Annotated in this window: 13 protein-coding genes and 1 pseudogene; 12 read left to right on the top strand and 2 right to left on the bottom strand. The window is 32.1% G+C overall.

All coding sequences use genetic code 11. The annotated features are described in order from the left end of the window. Nucleotides 1-99 precede the first annotated feature (99 nt). From R9X47_RS28845 to R9X47_RS28865, 5 genes are all read left to right on the top strand, one after another. Entirely contained in the window at nt 100-771 is a 672-nt protein-coding gene (locus R9X47_RS28845; protein WP_432664514.1) for a UDP-N-acetylglucosamine pyrophosphorylase, read from the top strand. Nucleotides 772-1013: 242 nt separating this feature from the next. Continuing rightward, nucleotides 1014-1808, top strand: a complete 795-nt coding sequence (locus R9X47_RS28850) for an inositol monophosphatase family protein (protein WP_432664515.1) — start codon at nt 1014-1016, stop codon at nt 1806-1808. A 223-nt stretch (nt 1809-2031) separates the two neighbouring features. Further along, nucleotides 2032-3060, top strand: coding sequence for an alpha/beta fold hydrolase (locus R9X47_RS28855; RefSeq protein WP_432664516.1), 1029 nt, complete (start codon nt 2032-2034; stop codon nt 3058-3060). A 248-nt stretch (nt 3061-3308) separates the two neighbouring features. Then, complete coding sequence (locus tag R9X47_RS28860) at nt 3309-4220, top strand: aminoglycoside phosphotransferase family protein (RefSeq protein ID WP_432664517.1); 912 nt, start codon at nt 3309-3311, stop codon at nt 4218-4220. An 844-nt stretch (nt 4221-5064) separates the two neighbouring features. Further along, nucleotides 5065-6717 carry a MutS-related protein gene (locus R9X47_RS28865; RefSeq protein WP_432664518.1) on the top strand — a complete coding sequence of 551 codons (1653 nt, stop codon included), beginning with the start codon at nt 5065-5067 and terminating at the stop codon, nt 6715-6717. Nucleotides 6718-7497: 780 nt separating this feature from the next. Here R9X47_RS28865 and R9X47_RS28870 read toward each other — a convergent pair. Both R9X47_RS28870 and R9X47_RS28875 read right to left on the bottom strand, forming a co-directional pair. Next, nucleotides 7498-8199 (bottom strand): DUF421 domain-containing protein, encoded by a 702-nt coding sequence (locus R9X47_RS28870; RefSeq protein WP_432664519.1) that lies wholly within the window; start codon nt 8197-8199, stop codon nt 7498-7500. Between the two features lie 433 nt (nt 8200-8632). After that, a complete protein-coding gene (locus R9X47_RS28875) occupies nt 8633-10012 on the bottom strand; it encodes an IS110 family transposase (protein ID WP_432664520.1) in 1380 nt (459 codons plus the stop codon). A gap of 656 nt (nt 10013-10668) precedes the next feature. Between R9X47_RS28875 and R9X47_RS28880 the strand changes: the two genes are divergently transcribed. The 7 genes and pseudogenes from R9X47_RS28880 to R9X47_RS28910 all read left to right on the top strand — a co-directional run bounded on the left by R9X47_RS28880 (nt 10669) and on the right by R9X47_RS28910 (nt 16971). Beyond that, nucleotides 10669-11505, top strand: a complete 837-nt coding sequence (locus tag R9X47_RS28880) for a helix-turn-helix domain-containing protein (RefSeq protein WP_432664521.1) — start codon at nt 10669-10671, stop codon at nt 11503-11505. 35 nt (nt 11506-11540) lie between these two features. Then, entirely contained in the window at nt 11541-11996 is a 456-nt protein-coding gene (locus R9X47_RS28885; RefSeq protein ID WP_432664522.1) for a VOC family protein, read from the top strand. Between the two features lie 21 nt (nt 11997-12017). Further along, nucleotides 12018-12740, top strand: coding sequence for a DUF5131 family protein (locus tag R9X47_RS28890; protein ID WP_432664523.1), 723 nt, complete (start codon nt 12018-12020; stop codon nt 12738-12740). Nucleotides 12741-13156: 416 nt separating this feature from the next. Beyond that, nucleotides 13157-13408, top strand: a pseudogene (locus R9X47_RS28895) (IS110 family transposase); the annotation flags it as partial. Between the two features lie 323 nt (nt 13409-13731). Continuing rightward, complete coding sequence (locus tag R9X47_RS28900) at nt 13732-15201, top strand: DNA methyltransferase (protein ID WP_432664524.1); 1470 nt, start codon at nt 13732-13734, stop codon at nt 15199-15201. A 185-nt stretch (nt 15202-15386) separates the two neighbouring features. Beyond that, nucleotides 15387-16031: a hypothetical protein gene (locus R9X47_RS28905; protein WP_432664526.1), complete on the top strand. Its 645-nt coding sequence runs from the start codon at nt 15387-15389 to the stop codon at nt 16029-16031. Nucleotides 16032-16128: 97 nt separating this feature from the next. After that, the gene (locus tag R9X47_RS28910; RefSeq protein WP_432664527.1) at nt 16129-16971 is read left to right on the top strand and encodes a DUF5677 domain-containing protein; all 843 of its coding nucleotides are present in this window, start codon (nt 16129-16131) and stop codon (nt 16969-16971) included. Nucleotides 16972-17367: the final 396 nt, after the last annotated feature.

The following is a 17367-nucleotide window of genomic DNA, read 5'->3' on the forward strand; positions in this document are numbered from 1 at the left end:
CAGTGTAGTATTACTAACATATGTATTGAATACCATAGTTAAGTGACATTATTCTCTAGTTATCTGAGATGTATAAACCTATTTTTTAGGAGGAAGTTTATGGGTGTAAGTACACTGATGGTTACAGAGTTACTAGACTTGAACGAGACAATAGCTGCCAGTATCTTTGAAGGTCTGACATACGCTTGGGAGATTTTGCCTAGAATTCAAGATTACATTATTGAGCTTGGAGCAACTCTATCAGAGAGCGAATATACAAAGGTTGCTGATGATATATGGATATCAAAAACTGCAATAGTAGCTCCAACAGCGTCGATTACAGGACCCACTATCATAGGGCATAATGCTGAAGTACGACATTGCGCCTTTATCCGTGGAAGTGCTATAGTTGGAGAGTCAGCGATCATAGGAAACTCAACAGAGATTAAAAATGTCCTACTTTTTAATCAAGTGCAGGTTCCACACTTCAATTATGTGGGTGATTCTGTACTTGGATACAAAGCACATATGGGTGCAGGTTGTATAACTTCAAACGTAAAGTCGGATAAGACGCCTATTTCAGTTACGATCGAAAGCGAACGTATTGATACAGAACTTAGGAAATTTGGTGCAATATTAGGTGATAACGTTGAGGTTGGTAGCAACACTGTACTCAATCCAGGTTCAGTAGTAGGCCGCAACGTTAATATTTATCCGCTGTCTATGGTAAGAAAGTTCATCCCTCAGAACAGCATTTATAAGAAGCAAGGAGAAGTAGTAGAAAAGCGCTAATCAGTATGTGAAAAAATCAAGTCGCTATTAAGCCCTCACACATTCCCCAGCTAACTGAGTCGGCAGTAAGATAGGAGGCTATCTAAGGTTAGAGTCCTACCTGTAACGCTGGGAAACGTCGTAAATACGTGTTCTATCCTGACCCTTTTGATCCTTCTATAATAAGAATATAAACTATTGAGCAATTGTATTTTAAAGTGAATTAAAGGTAATTTATATAATGCATAGGAGGTAGATTTTGAATGGACATAATATTGAGCGAAGCAATTAGAATAGCGAAACTTGCTGGAACGAAAATCAAGGAACTACGAAAAGCAAAACAATATACTGAATCTGTAAAAGATGGCTATGAACTTGTTACAACCGCAGATTTAGTCTCAAATGATATCATTAAAGCAGAGATTCATAAGATATTTTGTGATCATGAAATTCTATCCGAAGAAGATAATGGGAATAAAAATCAATCTTTGCAGCAGCCTACATGGATTATTGATCCTATTGATGGTACTGTTGGATATGCAAACGACCACTATCAAGTTGCTGTATCAATTGCTTATGCAGTTGATTGCAAAGTCCGCTATGGAGTTGTTTATAATCCATTCCTTGATGAAATGTATTATGCTTCAGAAAATTCAGGGGCGTTTCTCAATGGCAATAAGATTAGTGTTAAAGACGTTTCAGAATTAAAAAGTTGTGTGATTGGAACTGGTTTTCCACATAGGAAAGATGAAGATGATATTCAAGAAATAATAAGCCGATTAGGGCGTGTTCTACCTCATATAAGAGATTTGAGAAGATTAGGTTCACCTACTTTAGATATATGTTGGGTAGCATGTGGAAGAATGCAAGGATTTTATGAGGGAAAGTTATCTCCTTGGGATGTTGCTGCTGCAAAATTAATTGCTATTGAAGCTGGAGCAGAGGTAGGCTACTATAAAAAAGAAGATAATTACCCTGTTCTTGAATGTATTAATGGAAACAATATAATCGTATCAAGTCCTAAAGTGTTCGATGAGCTGAAACACATTCTTGCATAACTCTCAGTATAATCATAATATGATATTGTGCTACTTCGTCATATTCATATTAGACGAACTAAATAATAAGAGTGGACAAATCAAGTTGTCCATTCTTATTATGCTCATATATCAACATTAGTTTAAAACAGAGCCTAATTTCCAATCATGCTTGTGTATTTGGTTTTGGATTAAACACATTTAACGAGGTGATAATATCAAGGTATTTAAACATAAGAAAAAAATGATTGCACTTATATTAATAGTAGTTATAATACTCTTTCCAACATATACACCTAAGATAAGAGATAATAATTTTAAAGTGATTGAGAATAGTATTACAGAGTTATCAACTATTAAATTAGGTGGCATAAATCAAACAATAATGATTAGAGGAGTAGATAAAAATAAACCTATTATGCTATTTCTTCATGGTGGACCGGGGTATTCATTTATAAGCTATGCAAGAAAATATCAAAGTAAGCTAGAAAAGAATTTCGTAGTTGTTAATTGGGATCAAAGAGGTTCGGGTAAATCCTATTCACCTAATATGAATAGGGAGAAAATGACACAAGAACAATTAGAAAAGGATACACAAGAATTAATAGAATATTTATGTGATAGGTTTAATAAAGATAAAATATTTATTGTGGGACACTCATGGGGGACTGTACTTGGAATAGAAGCAATAAAGAAGTCACCTAATAGAGTTATTGCTTACGTAGGAATAGGGCAAGTAATTGATGATGTTGAAGGAGAACAGCTATCGTATAGGTATGTATATAATAAAGCTATTGAAGAACATAACGAAAAAGCCATCAAAGAATTGGAACAAATAGGACAACCTCCATATAAAAATAGTAGAAAAGATACATTTATTCAAAGAAAGTGGTTAAAGAAATATGGAGGCTTTGAATTAGATGTTATAACACAAAATGAAATGATTAAAGGAGTATTATTTTCACCAGAATATTCTTTAGTAGATGGGATTAAATTGTTAGTAGGAAATATATTTTCTATTAATACATTATTTATTAATCGTGAAAAAGCAGATTTTAGAGAAAAGTATCAAGAATTTGATGTACCTATTTACTTTATAGCTGGAAGACATGATTATAATACACCTTCAGAATTAGTTGAGCAATATTATAATACTATAAAAGCTCCTAAAAAGAATTTTTATTGGTTTGAAGAATCTGCTCATGAACCTCATTTAGTTGAGGAAGGTAAATTTGCCAAGATCATGATGGAAATATATAACGAAACAAAATAAGTGTACATTTTAATTAGTAAAAGATTAGAGGGAAATGTCAATAACCCCGACCACTTGACACTTTTAGTGTTTTCATCGGATTTTTTATAATGAGTTTTGCATATTTAGTTCATTGTACGGATTCTGAAGCTTACTTTAATCTAAATAAGAACAACCCCCTTAATAGTTAAATACTAAAGTAAATAGATTATGTGTGATTACTTAGCCGATACTTTAGTAAAAAAGCTTAAAAAATGAGGTGATATTTAATGATTGATAATAATGATTTATTCCGTAAATTCATTGGCAACTATTTTAATTATGAAATTGATATGACCTACATAGGGCATAAAGAACTTGGAAGAAATAATGTTTATTTAATACCCAATACAAAACAAGTATTAAAGGTATATAGTGATAAAAGACGGTGGGCAGCTGAAGTAGCATCATTAAAATTTCTAAGGAACAAAGAAGTTATTACTCCTCAGTTAGTTGATTATGGAATATTTGAAGATAGCTTATGTTGGGTAATAATGAGTAAGTTAGAAGGGATTACACTGTCAGAAATATCTAATGAAATTACTCCAAGTCAATATAAAGAGATAATTTATGATATGGGTCATGTATTATCAAACCTTCATAAAACTAGTAGGATAAACCAGTTTGGTGAATGGGATGAAAACATGAATAATAAAAGGTCTTGGTTGACCTTTGCAGATTTTGAAATTGAAAAAAATAGAAGAAGAGGACATGTATTATTATCACAAAACTTTCCTGAAAATAATTTATTTAAATTAGGATACTCAAAGATGGTTGATTTTGAAGACACTTTATCATCTGTAAATACATTTACTCTATGTCATAATGATTTTAGTGATAGAAATATTTTGATAGAGAGGTCAGGAAATGATATAAAGATTGTTGGTATAATTGATTTTGAGTTGAGCTATCCAAGTGATGCAGAATGTGATTTGACAAAAATGGTATTAAAAAACTACTTTAACAAAGATATTAATCTTTTCATTTCTGGATATCGTAATAGCTTAGGTTTGAGTGAGGACTTTGAAAGCAAGCATAAGTATTATATGATATCATTATGTTTAGAAATTTGTTCTTGGGCTCGTAAGAATGCTTTTGATTTTTATAAACAGGCTGTAAATGTATTAGAGCAATTAGTTTAGTTAATGGAGCGGTTATAAATATGGGTGAAAACTAGGGAGAAGAATTGTTGATTATGGTGATTATACAAATGCTTCTGAGGGAGAAATTGACGATACAATAGTTGATGTTTTAGTTGATGATATTGAAGATTCAATTAATGAGACAGTAGATACATATAAAAAACTATATCACCTTTCTGAGAGAATTATGGAAGAATTATAGAATTGAACTATGAAGGAGCTATTTCCCGATAGTCCTTTAAAAGTTATCCCCTTAAATAACCAAGGTGACCCGCATCACATACCAAACCGAATTTTAAGAATGATAGAGGGCTACTAAATGAACTGACCCTTGCCAAGTAGATTGTAGAAATAGTTAGTAAAAATGTAAAATTATAAAAGCTTGACCCTCTCAGTGTTTCCATAAGGCGTGTTTATGAACTAAATGAAGATAATAAAGCGAAATTAAATAGTAAGATATTTAGACAGATGGATGAGATATCGTATTTACCAGGTAACGTTATTAAGTTGATCCAAAGCAGATATATAGAAAAAATCGAGAAAATATCAAAGAATAATTAATGGATTTGCATTACTGGGAATGTTTTACCACACATAACGCAGTAGAGTGTGATTCAAATAAAGAACTACTCTTAAACCAGAGTAGTTTTTCTATTCGACAAAACTAGTCAAAGGGATTTTACAAAATTTGCGTAATTAAGTTAGTGATGTAAAAAATGTGGATAGATAATATATCGAAAGAACCGTCCCGACGGTATATAATATAGTTGGTTATAAATTGATTAGATAGTAAGGTGATAGTATACGTACCCTGTCACCTCCAAGATTATGAGGAGGTCAAAACATGCAAATAATAACTATAGTGATTATACTTATTTTGGTGTATTTTGTAAACATATTTGTACAAAAAACTAATATTAGAAAACTACGTGCTAGGATAAGAGGAGAATTTGGCAAAAAGCCTATAATAGCGAAATACAACTGTGAAAAAATTGGATATCATTGGAGTAAATATACAGAATCAATATCAAATGATGAAAAGATAGATGATGTAACATGGAACGATTTGGAAATGGATAATGTATTTTGCCGAATTAATAATTGCAATTCTTTTGTGGGTGAGCAAATATTGTATTCTAAACTCCATTGTCTGCCTAAAAATAATTTATATAGAGACTTATTTGAAAAGAAAGTTTCATTTTTTACATCTAATGATAAGGAAAGAGAAGAAATACAGCTCTTGCTGTGTAGTCTTGGAAAAGATGATAGCGCCTATTATTTACCAATATTTATGGACAATTTGGATTTAAATAGAATTTCAGGTATATGGAGATACTGGACAATGCAGATACTATTAGCATTATCAGTTCTTCCGGCAATTGTTTTACAAGATTCAAAACTCCTTTTTATTACTGTGGGCGTATTTCTTATTAATATGATAATTTATGCCATAGGCAAGATTAAGTATGAGGTTAATCTTGATATGCTTAATAGTATCATTGGGGTTATAAATATTGGAAATAAAATTGCTGATACTAGTAGATTGTCATATGAAAATGAATTTTCTGACTTGAAGAAAGTAGCTGTTCCGTTTAAAAAGGTATCATATATGATTAGCATAATTCAAAGGAAAAAGGAAGCTGCGTTCTCGGGAGATATCGTAGGTCTAATATACGATTATCTAATTGGTGCGACTTTATGGGACTTTGTAAAATATGACCAAATTATACGCACGGTGAAGGATAGACGAAATGAGTTTATGGAGTTATATAAAATGCTTGGTGAGATTGATATGGCAATAACTATATCTTCATTCCGAGAGAGTCTTCCTCAATATTGTACGCCGATATTTAGCGAAGAACATGAATTACAAATTAAGCAAATATATCACCCGTTAATTGATGAGCCTGTTTGTAACACAGTCAGTTTAGACAATAGTTGTATTATTACCGGTTCAAATGCATCAGGTAAATCGACTTATATAAAAGCGATTGCAATAAATGTAATTCTTGCACAAAGTATACACACATGTATGGCTAAGCAGATGATTTTACCCTACGCAAGAGTTATTACTTCAATGGCTGTACGTGATGATTTAATGGCCGGAGAAAGTTATTACATTAAAGAAATTAAGTATTTAAAACGAATTATTCAAAACTTAAGTGAAGAAAGATTGGTTATATGCGTAATCGATGAGATTCTACGGGGAACCAATACTGAGGAAAGAATTGCGGCTTCCGCTTCTATATTAAGGTTTTTAAGCAAAAAGAATTGCATTGCCATTGTTGCTTCCCATGACATTGAGTTAACACAAATCTTAGACAACTTATATGATAATTATCACTTCACTGAGCAAATGCAAGAAAAAGATATTATTTTTGATTATAAGATATATAAAGGAGCATCAAATTCAAAAAATGCAATAAAACTTCTGAAATATGTGGGATTTCCTGATGAAATAATTGCAGAAGCTAGAAATATTGATGTCGGAAGATGAAGACAGACAAGGGGACGGAGTAGAGTGACCCCATTCTAGTGCAGACTTTGGGTACGGTAAATTTATAAGATTTTTCGAAGGTTATGAAGATAAGAGTTAACTGAGAGCTTAGCGGAGAAATTATTCATATTTAGATAATTTCTCGGTAAGCTCATTTATACGAGAATCTAATTTTTCAATTGTACATTCTAATCTAGTAAATCTTCTATTGTTAAGAAGGTTATTAAGCAAAATTAAAAAAATAAAAGTTGCTATTAATCCCATAAGTATTCAAATCCTTTCCATAAATGATATTTAGAGTATATCAAAATAAAGAAAGGACATCAATTAAGTAGCAAACTTGAGGATTAGCGACTAAGATATACTGATGTTAGAAATATCTATAAATCAACATTGTCTGAACGATTGTAGATGCAGTAAATTTAACCAAATGCCAATCTTCTTTAGGAAAGGAGAGTATCAGGCTAGAACACGTAATTTTAGTGTACTATTTTTACGTATTCTTGTCTGACCCTACCCTCTGCTTAAAGTAAAATAATAAAATTATAAAAGCCTGACCCTGTTCTGTTTTAAATGGGCACTAAAATTTCTTTATTTTCTAGATCTACTATTTAAAAAGTAGCCCAGTACTTATATCTGGACGGCTAAAATTGTTTTATATCAAGATAAGAACCTTACAATAAATGCAAAGTGGTCAAGAACAAAAAACTGGAGACAAACATTGTCATCTCATTTTCCAAGTTAGCAAATCTTATTGAGAAATAAGTAGAGTAGAAATGATTATTTATAGAAAACCTGAAGACTATAGCTATCATCTACGGTAGCCATTAAAATATCCTTAGCCTCTGCATTATAAGTGTTTTTAAGCAAATCCGTAAGCCAGTCTTTAGTCCTATCGATTTTATTAAGAGCATCCAAATCAATATCCCCTTCTTTTATAACTATTGTTGGCAGTGAAAAAGGAGGAGGAACTAATTGCATATCACTAGGTGTGAGCGGCTGATGGCTTGAGACCATAAATACAGAAATCTTACCCCCAGGCTCCCAAAAGGCAGCAGCAACTTTTTTAATGTCAGCTATCTGTTGAAGCCTAAGCTCTGATAGCAAAAAATCCAGAGGAATTTTAGCTTTAACCAAATTTTGATATATAATCTCCCCATTCTTTACAATAGGAATAGGTGCAGGAGAAAAAAACTTTTCAACCACCTTAAATCTTAACTTAATCAGTAAAGATAAAATATATAAAACCACTAATGAAAATGTAGTAGTAATGGAGCCAGTCATACCTAATCCTTCGTCAGAAAGAGGATGGGCAAGGATATTACCTAAAATAATAGCAATAATAAAATCCAAAAGCCTCAACTGAGAAATAGACCGCTGACCCAAAAGCTTTACAGCAATAAGCAGTATGATATAAGCAAAAACAGCCCGTAAAATCCATTGAATAATAGTAAGTGATTCCTGACTATAAAAAAATTCCAAAGCCTAATACCTCCATAACAAGTCGTATGTTTTGCGATTCTAAAAACACTTATTTCTAGTATGGCAAGATTTAGAGGTATTATTTATTAACGTTAAATTAAGTTATTATTTTTAAAACAAGAAGAGTGGGGTCAGATACTATAGAAAGTCAAGTGATTTTTGACAAAAAAGAACCCCTAGTAAGAATGTGAAATGTAAAATTTAAACAGTAATGTATGATTCAAGTACCTATCATATCCTATATCATCCTGTGTGCTACTAGTTTGCTCTATGGCAGTGACTTAATATACTATTCAATATTTATATAGATATGAAGGTTAAGACAATCTGACCCACGTGTTTTTAAACACAAGGCTTGAAACGAATTCCTTCATAATCTGTTTAAATTATTTATTTAATGATATAATATAACTATCTGTGAAGAGAAAGCCTATCAAACTCGTGTTAAATATGTCTCTAGCATATTTTGAGTCCCTGATTGGGCCTTTCTCATTTTTTGATATGCCATTTTCTTTGCTTTAGTAAATCTATGAATTCTGGAATTTGCTAATTCCAGGTCTTTAGCTGTTGGTGGATTAAACACTTCACCGGAATGCATCATTTTAATTATTACCCTCAAGATTTTATGAGCAGTAGCAGTGACAGCTAAATTTATATCTTTTCCTTTTTCAATTACTAATCTATTATAAAAAGCTGTAAAGTAAGCAGTTGAGCTTATAAGTTGATATGCTAGCTGTATCATTACACTTCTTAATGCCTTATGCCCCATTCTTGAGATTTTCTCCCTTTTTTCGCTGATTCCACTTTGGGATTTTGATGGTGTTAATCCAGCGAATTGTGCAGCCTTACTACCATTCTCAAATCTAAATGGGTTGTTAAGATAAGCTATAATCCTACTCAAAGTTACTACTCCCATACCTCTTAGGCCTAGGATGTTTTCAGTAAAATGAAAGTGAGAGAGTAGCGATCTTAGCACAAGTTGTGATCGTATCATAAATGTATCTAGTAGCATATATTGCTCGATAAGCTCTTTAAGGGTATCAATCTTAGACTTTATTATTGATTTTTGAGGAATTAACATTTCTCTTGCTCTTTCTATGAACTTCTTTGCGTAAGCAGATTTTAATGTATAGCCATGCTCTTTGAATAATATAATTAATTCTTCATATGTCATAGTTTTAAGTATCTTTGGATCAGGTAATATCGTTAGAAATTGCTTACCAGATTTAGTATTTATTAAGCTAGTCCCTTTTTTCTCAAACTGTGGATATAACTCATCTAAATATACATGTATTCTATTCTTTAATGCTGTAAATTCCTTTGTATACCTATCAATTCTACGCACAACTTCCTTTATTTCATCAAACACATGGTCATTAACAGGCATTTCATATGAGTTTCCTTGGATTAATAGTTCCAGAATTGCTGTAGTATCAATTGGATCGGTTTTATCTCTTTCCATTGCCATTTCTCTCTGTGACTTAGTTGCTCTTGGATTGATTAATCTAAAGTGTGCTTCTTTGTAATCTTCATACAGCTTATTCATTAGATTCAGATAGTAGTGACCTGATGGTTCACAGCCAAAGTATATATGTTCTGGTTTAGCTTTATGAATAACTTGATTTATCACATGAGTCAACATTGTATAACCAGATTCATCTGCGCTGAAGGTGTAAGGCGATAACAACGTATCTTTGTAACCGTTCCAAATGCTTGCTACATGATAATATTTGCCAATATCAAATCCAATAAACAATATCTTCTCATGACCATACTCTTTAAACAAGGCTTTCAATATTTCATAATTCATCATACGATACAACTCCTTTTTATCTTTATAGTATCGTATGTGATGGCTATATCAAAAACCTATCACAGGGTTGAAAAGTTGTTACAAAATTTGCGTAATTAATTTAGTGATGTAAAAAATGTGGATAGATAATATATCGAAAGAACCGTCCCGACGGTATACATAAAAGTTATAAAGGCGCAATACGAGATTTATGTAGATTTTTAGATAAAATAGATGGTATACATGTAGAATTAAGATAAATTATTAATGTTATAAAACTTCACTTAACACAGCAGTTCCTAACACACCCTTTTGACACCGATTTTGCTACGCTAGTTAAGGGTTTAGACATTGGGGCAGACAAGGGGACGGAGTGGAGTTACTGACACCTCAATTCAGATAGTGTTATGCTATCTATTGGTACTTCGCTAAAACTGTATTTAACGAATAATAGAGAACTTCTTGAGTAAGAGAGGTTCTTTTTGATTCGACAAAACTAGTCAAAGGAATTTTACAAAATATGCTTAATTAATTTAGTGATGTAAAAACTGTGGATAGATAATAAGATGACAGTAAAAATACCTACTTCATTATATCGCAAGAACCGTCCCGATGGTATATTTATTTTGAGTACATTACACTTGAATCACAAATGTTAAAGGGGAGGAGGTCGTGCTATGCTTACAAAAGATTCAATTCAGAACTATATGAATTATAGCCGTGTACTAATTCGAGGTGTTGATTTTATATATATTCAACCACATTTAGAGCTTAGAAATTTTATTTCCAATTATACGATCACTTTTCCGAGTAAAGGTATGATGTCAGATAATTACGCTGTTGTGCCCCATGGGAGCGCTACACTTGTGCTATCATGTACTGACAGCCACATCCACGGCAACTTGTTTGGTCCCATCACGAAACCCTCATATGTTGGCAAGTCAGCCAATAATTTTACCCTCTTGTTTATTATAGAGTTTCAACCGGCGGGTTATTATGCCTTTAGCGGAATGCCGCAAAAAGAAATAACAGATTGTGTAATTGACTTTGAAGATGTTAATCCCTCAATGAACCGCCTGATGGCAAATGAACTGGAAACGTCGTTAAGTATCCATAACCTAATTACTAAAATAGACAGGCTCTTTCTGGCACACTTGAAAGGTGCATTTTATCGCCAGGAATTTTCACAAGCAAATAATTTGATTATAAATAGCGGAGGGACTCTTTCAGTGAAAGAGCTTTCAAACAATGTTTTTTATAGCGAACGTCATTTAAGACGACTTTTTGACGAATATATGGGCGTGGGTATAAAATCGTTCTCTCGCCTTGTACGTGTAAACAAGTCTATACGGCTTTTACAGCGACACAACTATGGCTTAACACAGGTTTTTATGGAAACTGGTTTTTATGATATGCCTCACTTCATCAATGATTTTAAGGCCATTTGCGGTATCACTCCGCAGGAGTATCGGGATAATATGTCCGATTTTTACAGCGAGATAGCCAAATTCTAATATATAATTAAGTAAAACTAATGAGGAGTGATAGTATGCAATATCAAGGCACTTTGATTGCCGTATCTGATATGGAGAAAGCAAAGCATTTTTACGAAACTGTAATGGAACAAAAGATTATGATGGATTTGGGGGTACATGTGTCTTTTGAAAGAGGGCTTTCCCTGCAATCCAATTACGCCGAACTTGTTGGTGCAGATTTGCCCAGCAAGGCGCAGCCGAACAACTTTCAGCTTTACTTTGAAGTGGAAGATTTGGATTATTGGCAAGATAAAATCAGCAACATAGAAGGAATTGAATTTATTCACAAGGCTAAAGAATATCCGTGGGGACAGCGTGTTATAAGGTTTTATGACTATGATAAATTTATAGTTGAAGTGGCTGAAAGCATGGCAAGTGTAGCAAAACGTTTTTTAGCACAAGGACTTAGCATTGAGGAAACTGCAGAGAGAACCATGTTCCCTGTAGAATTTGTTAAAAGCCTTATGTAAAGAGTTATTAGGGGTGAAAATATGAATTGGGAGCCATGGACAGGCTGCTATAAAGTGAGCGATGGTTGCACATATTGTTATTTTTATGGCCCATTCTCTAAACGATATGGACAGAATACCATTTTTAAAACAGAAGAATTTAATAAACCGATAGCTAAATCAGCTAATGGTGTGACTAAAATATCTAGCGGAAAAATTGTGGCTACATGCTTTGCTTCTGATTTCTTTCTCGCCGAGGCAGATGAATGGCGTACCGAGGCATGGGCTATGATAAAAAGTCGCCCAGATCTTGAATTTTTAATTTTAACCAAACGTATTGACCGTTTCAATGTATCACTGCCTGCTGATTGGGGAGATGGATATGATAACGTAAATATAGGATGCACTGTTGAAAATCAAGAAATTGCGGACTATCGACTACCGATATTTTTGTCATACCCAATTAAAAAGCGTTTTGTTGCTTGCGCTCCATTGCTTGGTGCGATTGATTTAAGTAAGTATTTAGGCGGTATTGAACACGTTAGCGTTGGAGGCGAAACAGGTCGAGAAGCCCGAGAATGCGATTATGAGTGGGTTCTGGATATACGTAAACAATGCGAAATCGCCGGTATAACATTTTGGTTTAAAAACACCGGCTCATTTTTTAAGCGTGACGGAGTTGTTCAAAAGGTTAATCCGTTCAAGCAAAATAGCCTCGCAAAAGAATTAGGAATCAATATCTTAGGCGATAAGAAGCTTTTTTGATATAAATGAAACATAACACACTTTTGTGACTTCAGCGTAAAATGTCAATAACCCCGACCCATTGACACATATGAAACTCAACGTTTATCAGAGTTAGAGTATTCCAAAATTTTAAAAACGGAAACGGGAAGAACTGCATATGAATACGCAAAAAAATATTTTAATAGCTGATATTATGTTGTCTAACAAGGCAGTTGTTGACATGATTACTTATCAAGGCTGAAAGTTTAAAATCACATCATGAAATGTGAAGACTTTAACCTAAATTTATAAAAGGGGATAACATAGTATGAAAGGAGAGTGTCAGGCTAGAACACGTAATTTTAGTGTACTATTTTTACGTATTCTTGTCTGACCCTACCTTCTGCTTAAAGTAAAATAATAAAATTATAAAGGCCTGACCCTGTTCTGTTGGAAGAGTACTATTCACAATAGCTGTAGCTGCTATAAGGCGCAATAACCAAGGAGAAGCGATTAATCCTGTATTAAGAGAATACTATGATAAAAAGCTTATTTCAAAAGTTAAAAAAGTAGCACTTGGTGCAATAATGAGAAAGATGACGAATATAATATTTGCAGTTCTCAGGAACAATAAGGAATATGAAATAAGAACTCCACAGGATCATATAAAAAAATATAATAAAAAAGCACTTAAGGTTGTAGCATAAGGCTACAATCAGCCATCTAGCCAATTGTTCGGGCTTTCAATTGGTTTGTTTGCAATGCCCAGAATCATATATTAAAAAAAACAACACAGCTAGTAAAAATTTCTTGACTGTTACTAGCTGGTCTGACCCTCTTTGAGTTTCACTCAAATAAAGAACTGCTCTAAAACAAGGGTAGTTTTTTTATTCGACAAAACTAGTCAAAGGAGTTTGACAGGACTTGCGTAATTAGTATTATAACTTAGAAATAAATTTAAGATAGAGGCGACAGTAAATGCGTTTTCTGTCACACAAATATAAGATTTTAGATGAAACGAGGTTAAGAAATGAACAGATTTTTATATGGTGACTGTGTTAAAGCAATGGAAAGATTTGAATCAAATAGATATGATCTAATAATATTAGATCCACCTTGGTTCAACGATAAAGATAGCAAGCTATCAGATCTTGAAAAATATGGATGTATGATTACGAAAGTCATTCAGCAATCTAAAAGATTGCTGAATGACACTGGGAACCTGATGATGATAGCATCTATCTATAACTTATCTAATTACTTGTATATATTAAATAATGTTTATGATGCGATTAATTTTAAAAATATAATTATAGTAAAAAAAAGAAATATAACAAATAAAAGAAATAATGGTTATAAGGATGGTTATGATTGCGTAATTCATTATACAAAATATGGGAATTCTTTTTTTGGTAACGTACCTGTATTTGATAGCGATATACTTAATAGATACTCAGATAGCGACAAAACTGGAAAATATTTATTAAACCCGGCCTACATTAAAAGACATAATTCAATGCAATTTTCATTTAGTTGGAAAGGTCTAACTCCGCCAGTAGGTTATGGTTGGAGGTACTCACAAGACAGAATGGAAGAAATGTATGAAAAAGGAAAAATTTCAATAAGAAATAATAAAGCTTTCGTTAAAAGATATTTGAATGAATATGAAAGAAATATAGAGAATATTTGGGATGATATTACTTTAATTGATCAAAAAAGTTCTAGAGAGTGGAAAAGACCTGTGCTTAGTCAAGAATTATTAGAAAAATTAATAAAAATTGGATCACCTGAATTTGGTGAAGTCTTAGATCCGTTTGGTGGTTTAGGAAGCACTTATTTAGCTACACATAAATTAAAAAGAAACATCACAATAATAGAAAAAGATGAAAAAACTTTTCAAAACATGATTGACAGAATACAGATGCATAGTAAAGAAGTAATCACTTATGAACTTGTTAATTCGATGAAAAACCAGTGTTTTGACAGTTTTAGGTATGAGTATATTGATCTAGATTACACTGTAAAAAATGAGTATTTATTTATAAAAGGGTCGAGAAGTGATTTTATTGAAGAAGATTCCCAACATGAGTTTAAAGATATAAGTAGGAGTGAAAAACCAATAAAAAGAATTTTAGAAGAAGTAGGAAAATATTCTGTTGCATTCAAAAATAATAAGGGTGGAAGTTTATTCTTTGGTATAAATGATACTGGAAAGATAATTGGAGTAAAGCTATCTTCAAAAGAACGTGATTTGACTCGAAGAGAAATAGAAGCAAAATTGAAGCGAACTAAGCCTTCACTTTTACCAGGTGAATTTGATATAGAATTTCATCAGATATATGATAGCGAAAGACATGAGATTAATGAACTTTTTATTGTTGAATTGATAATATATGTATCAATTCATAGAGAGGCATTTTATAAGTCACAAAACGGGAGCTATTATATTAAAGCTCCTGCAGCACTGAGAAAGATAAAATCTGAGCAAATTTGTGAATAAAGCGTGAGCTTATAGTGTGATTGTGCTGTTTAAAAAACAAGTTAAAGGAGTTTTACAAAATTTGCATAATTAGCATAGTAAGCAAAGAAGTTGAAATAGGGGATAGATAATTTTAGGTGGCAGGTGAACATATTACTTTCGCATAAATTGTATTATTAATTAATTTGCATAGAGGTGTTATGTTAATGCAGTCATTAATGAAAGGTAATAAAGATAGAATACTGATAATAGCAATATTTATGATAATATCAGGAGTTTCAGTGTTTAGGAATTTAGAAGGAAAAGCTATAGTGATTATTGCTTTTTTAATGATTTTACCATTTATGAGGTACATAAGTGGTGTTGTATATAAATTTACTGTTGGAGATCAATATAAGATTGAACTAGATATTGAGCAATTATACAAAGATTGCGAATGGGATATTAAGGTAGCTGTAAAAAGAATTGACAAATACTATTTACAAGATATTAGTCTAGAAATATTAGCTTCAAGATTAAACAGATTAAAGCATGATAGTGATATCGTAAAGAATACAATAATTGGAGTAATGTCAGGTTGTATGGTAGCAATTATGACAGATGCTAGGCTAAGAGAGATAATAAAAAAGTATTCTGAGAATCTAAGTAATGAAAATTTATTGATTACTTTGATTTTATGGGCGTTATATCTTATATTAGGAATTATGATTGCATTGATATTTCTTTTAATTTATCTATCTGTTAGATGGATTTTTCTTAGACCTGATAAAAATGAAGTAGTAAAAAAGTACTTACAAGAATATGAGGTTGGTATTATCGAAAGTAAAATTAAGGAAGTCATTGAGAGCTAATAAGCATGAAGCAGAGAATAGAGAGGAATCATAAGGTGTTAATGAATTGATATAGATTTATTAAAATTAAACTTACAGTAAATTTGAGGTGATACCTATGATTAAACAAGGCTATTTTGAAATTATAAAGGAGTTTGACGATGCATTAGCATTTTTAGGTTATGTTGTTGATGAATTTGGAGATCCCATTGGATTAGAGATGGATGCAAAAGATGAATTATTTAATGAGGGAGTGCATCATGATTATGTCTATTTTTGTTTTACGAAGATGTTAAGAAGTGCTTGTGCTTATAATGAGTTAGCAAAACAAGGATTTAGAGAAGATTGTATGGCTATAGGTAGGACTATTTATGAAACATATCTACAAGTTTCAAATGCCTTAAAAAATCCAGATTTCATAAGTACAGCAGTTTTTCAATCATTAAAACTAAAAGTTGGACTTGTTGAATTTGCAAAGGAAAATGGGAGAGTTAATAGAAATAAAATTTATGATCCTAAAGAAAATAAAATATACAAACATGATTTGAGAACAACGACTCTAGTGAGGAGAACTCTTGCACCTGTTGATAGGAAGCTTCACAAATTTTTCTACGAGTTTATGTCAGAGCTAATACACAGCAATTTTATTTCAGTAGGTAATTATAGAACAGAAGACAACTCAAAGTATAACGTGGACACGAATAATCCACATGCTGATGTTATATTTACGCTTGGATATTTACTATTTATTATATGTGAACATATGGAATATTATCATATTAAATATGAGGTATTTAGAGAAACATCTTTGACCATCCCTGTTATGTGGGAGTTTATATGCATAAAAGAAAAATTGAGAAGAAAATTAAAAGAACTAGTAGAGATAATTGAAATACCAGGAGACATAGACGCTGTAAGACAGTTGTTCTTGGACAGAATCAAATTGAACTTAATCCAATAATATTTAGAAGTATGTAAGAAATGTTAATAATCTAGCTTCTAAAGAAACACAAATATTTTCATATCTAATAAAACTAGTACAACAATGACAAAGTCAGTCGAAGGTGATTACAAAATTTATGTAATTAATATTATTGATTAGAAATTAAACTTTAGAGTTAGATAGCAATAGATATGCTCCTTGACTGCTTCTGTTCAATGAACTTTCAAATCTATAAGATGATGAGGGTTTGTCTTTTCAAACATAAATATAATAGTGCGGTGATTTTATTGAGAGAATGGTTTAAATTCTTAGAAAGTGTTAGTGAATACCTAGAACATTCTGATGATGAAGGATGTGATATTCCCTTTTTTAGGGTCATGCATGTAGTGATTGGGAATTAAAGCCAACTTTACA

Source organism: Wukongibacter baidiensis (assembly GCF_050888315.1).
In the GTDB taxonomy this organism is placed as follows: domain Bacteria; phylum Bacillota; class Clostridia; order Peptostreptococcales; family Caminicellaceae; genus Wukongibacter; species Wukongibacter baidiensis.

Bases quoted from the DNA above. Each gene is read 5' to 3' on its own strand.
- R9X47_RS28860 (WP_432664517.1), top strand. From the start codon at position 3,309: ATGATTGATAATAATGATTTATTCCGTAAATTCATTGGCAACTATTTT.
- R9X47_RS28880 (WP_432664521.1), top strand. From the start codon at position 10,669: ATGCTTACAAAAGATTCAATTCAGAACTATATGAATTATAGCCGTGTA.
- R9X47_RS28865 (WP_432664518.1), top strand. From the start codon at position 5,065: ATGCAAATAATAACTATAGTGATTATACTTATTTTGGTGTATTTTGTA.
- R9X47_RS28905 (WP_432664526.1), top strand. From the start codon at position 15,387: ATGCAGTCATTAATGAAAGGTAATAAAGATAGAATACTGATAATAGCA.
- R9X47_RS28910 (WP_432664527.1), top strand. From the start codon at position 16,129: ATGATTAAACAAGGCTATTTTGAAATTATAAAGGAGTTTGACGATGCA.
- R9X47_RS28900 (WP_432664524.1), top strand. From the start codon at position 13,732: ATGAACAGATTTTTATATGGTGACTGTGTTAAAGCAATGGAAAGATTT.
- R9X47_RS28850 (WP_432664515.1), top strand. From the start codon at position 1,014: ATGGACATAATATTGAGCGAAGCAATTAGAATAGCGAAACTTGCTGGA.
- R9X47_RS28875 (WP_432664520.1), bottom strand. From the start codon at position 10,012: ATGATGAATTATGAAATATTGAAAGCCTTGTTTAAAGAGTATGGTCAT.
- R9X47_RS28885 (WP_432664522.1), top strand. From the start codon at position 11,541: ATGCAATATCAAGGCACTTTGATTGCCGTATCTGATATGGAGAAAGCA.
- R9X47_RS28855 (WP_432664516.1), top strand. From the start codon at position 2,032: ATGATTGCACTTATATTAATAGTAGTTATAATACTCTTTCCAACATAT.
- R9X47_RS28845 (WP_432664514.1), top strand. From the start codon at position 100: ATGGGTGTAAGTACACTGATGGTTACAGAGTTACTAGACTTGAACGAG.
- R9X47_RS28890 (WP_432664523.1), top strand. From the start codon at position 12,018: ATGAATTGGGAGCCATGGACAGGCTGCTATAAAGTGAGCGATGGTTGC.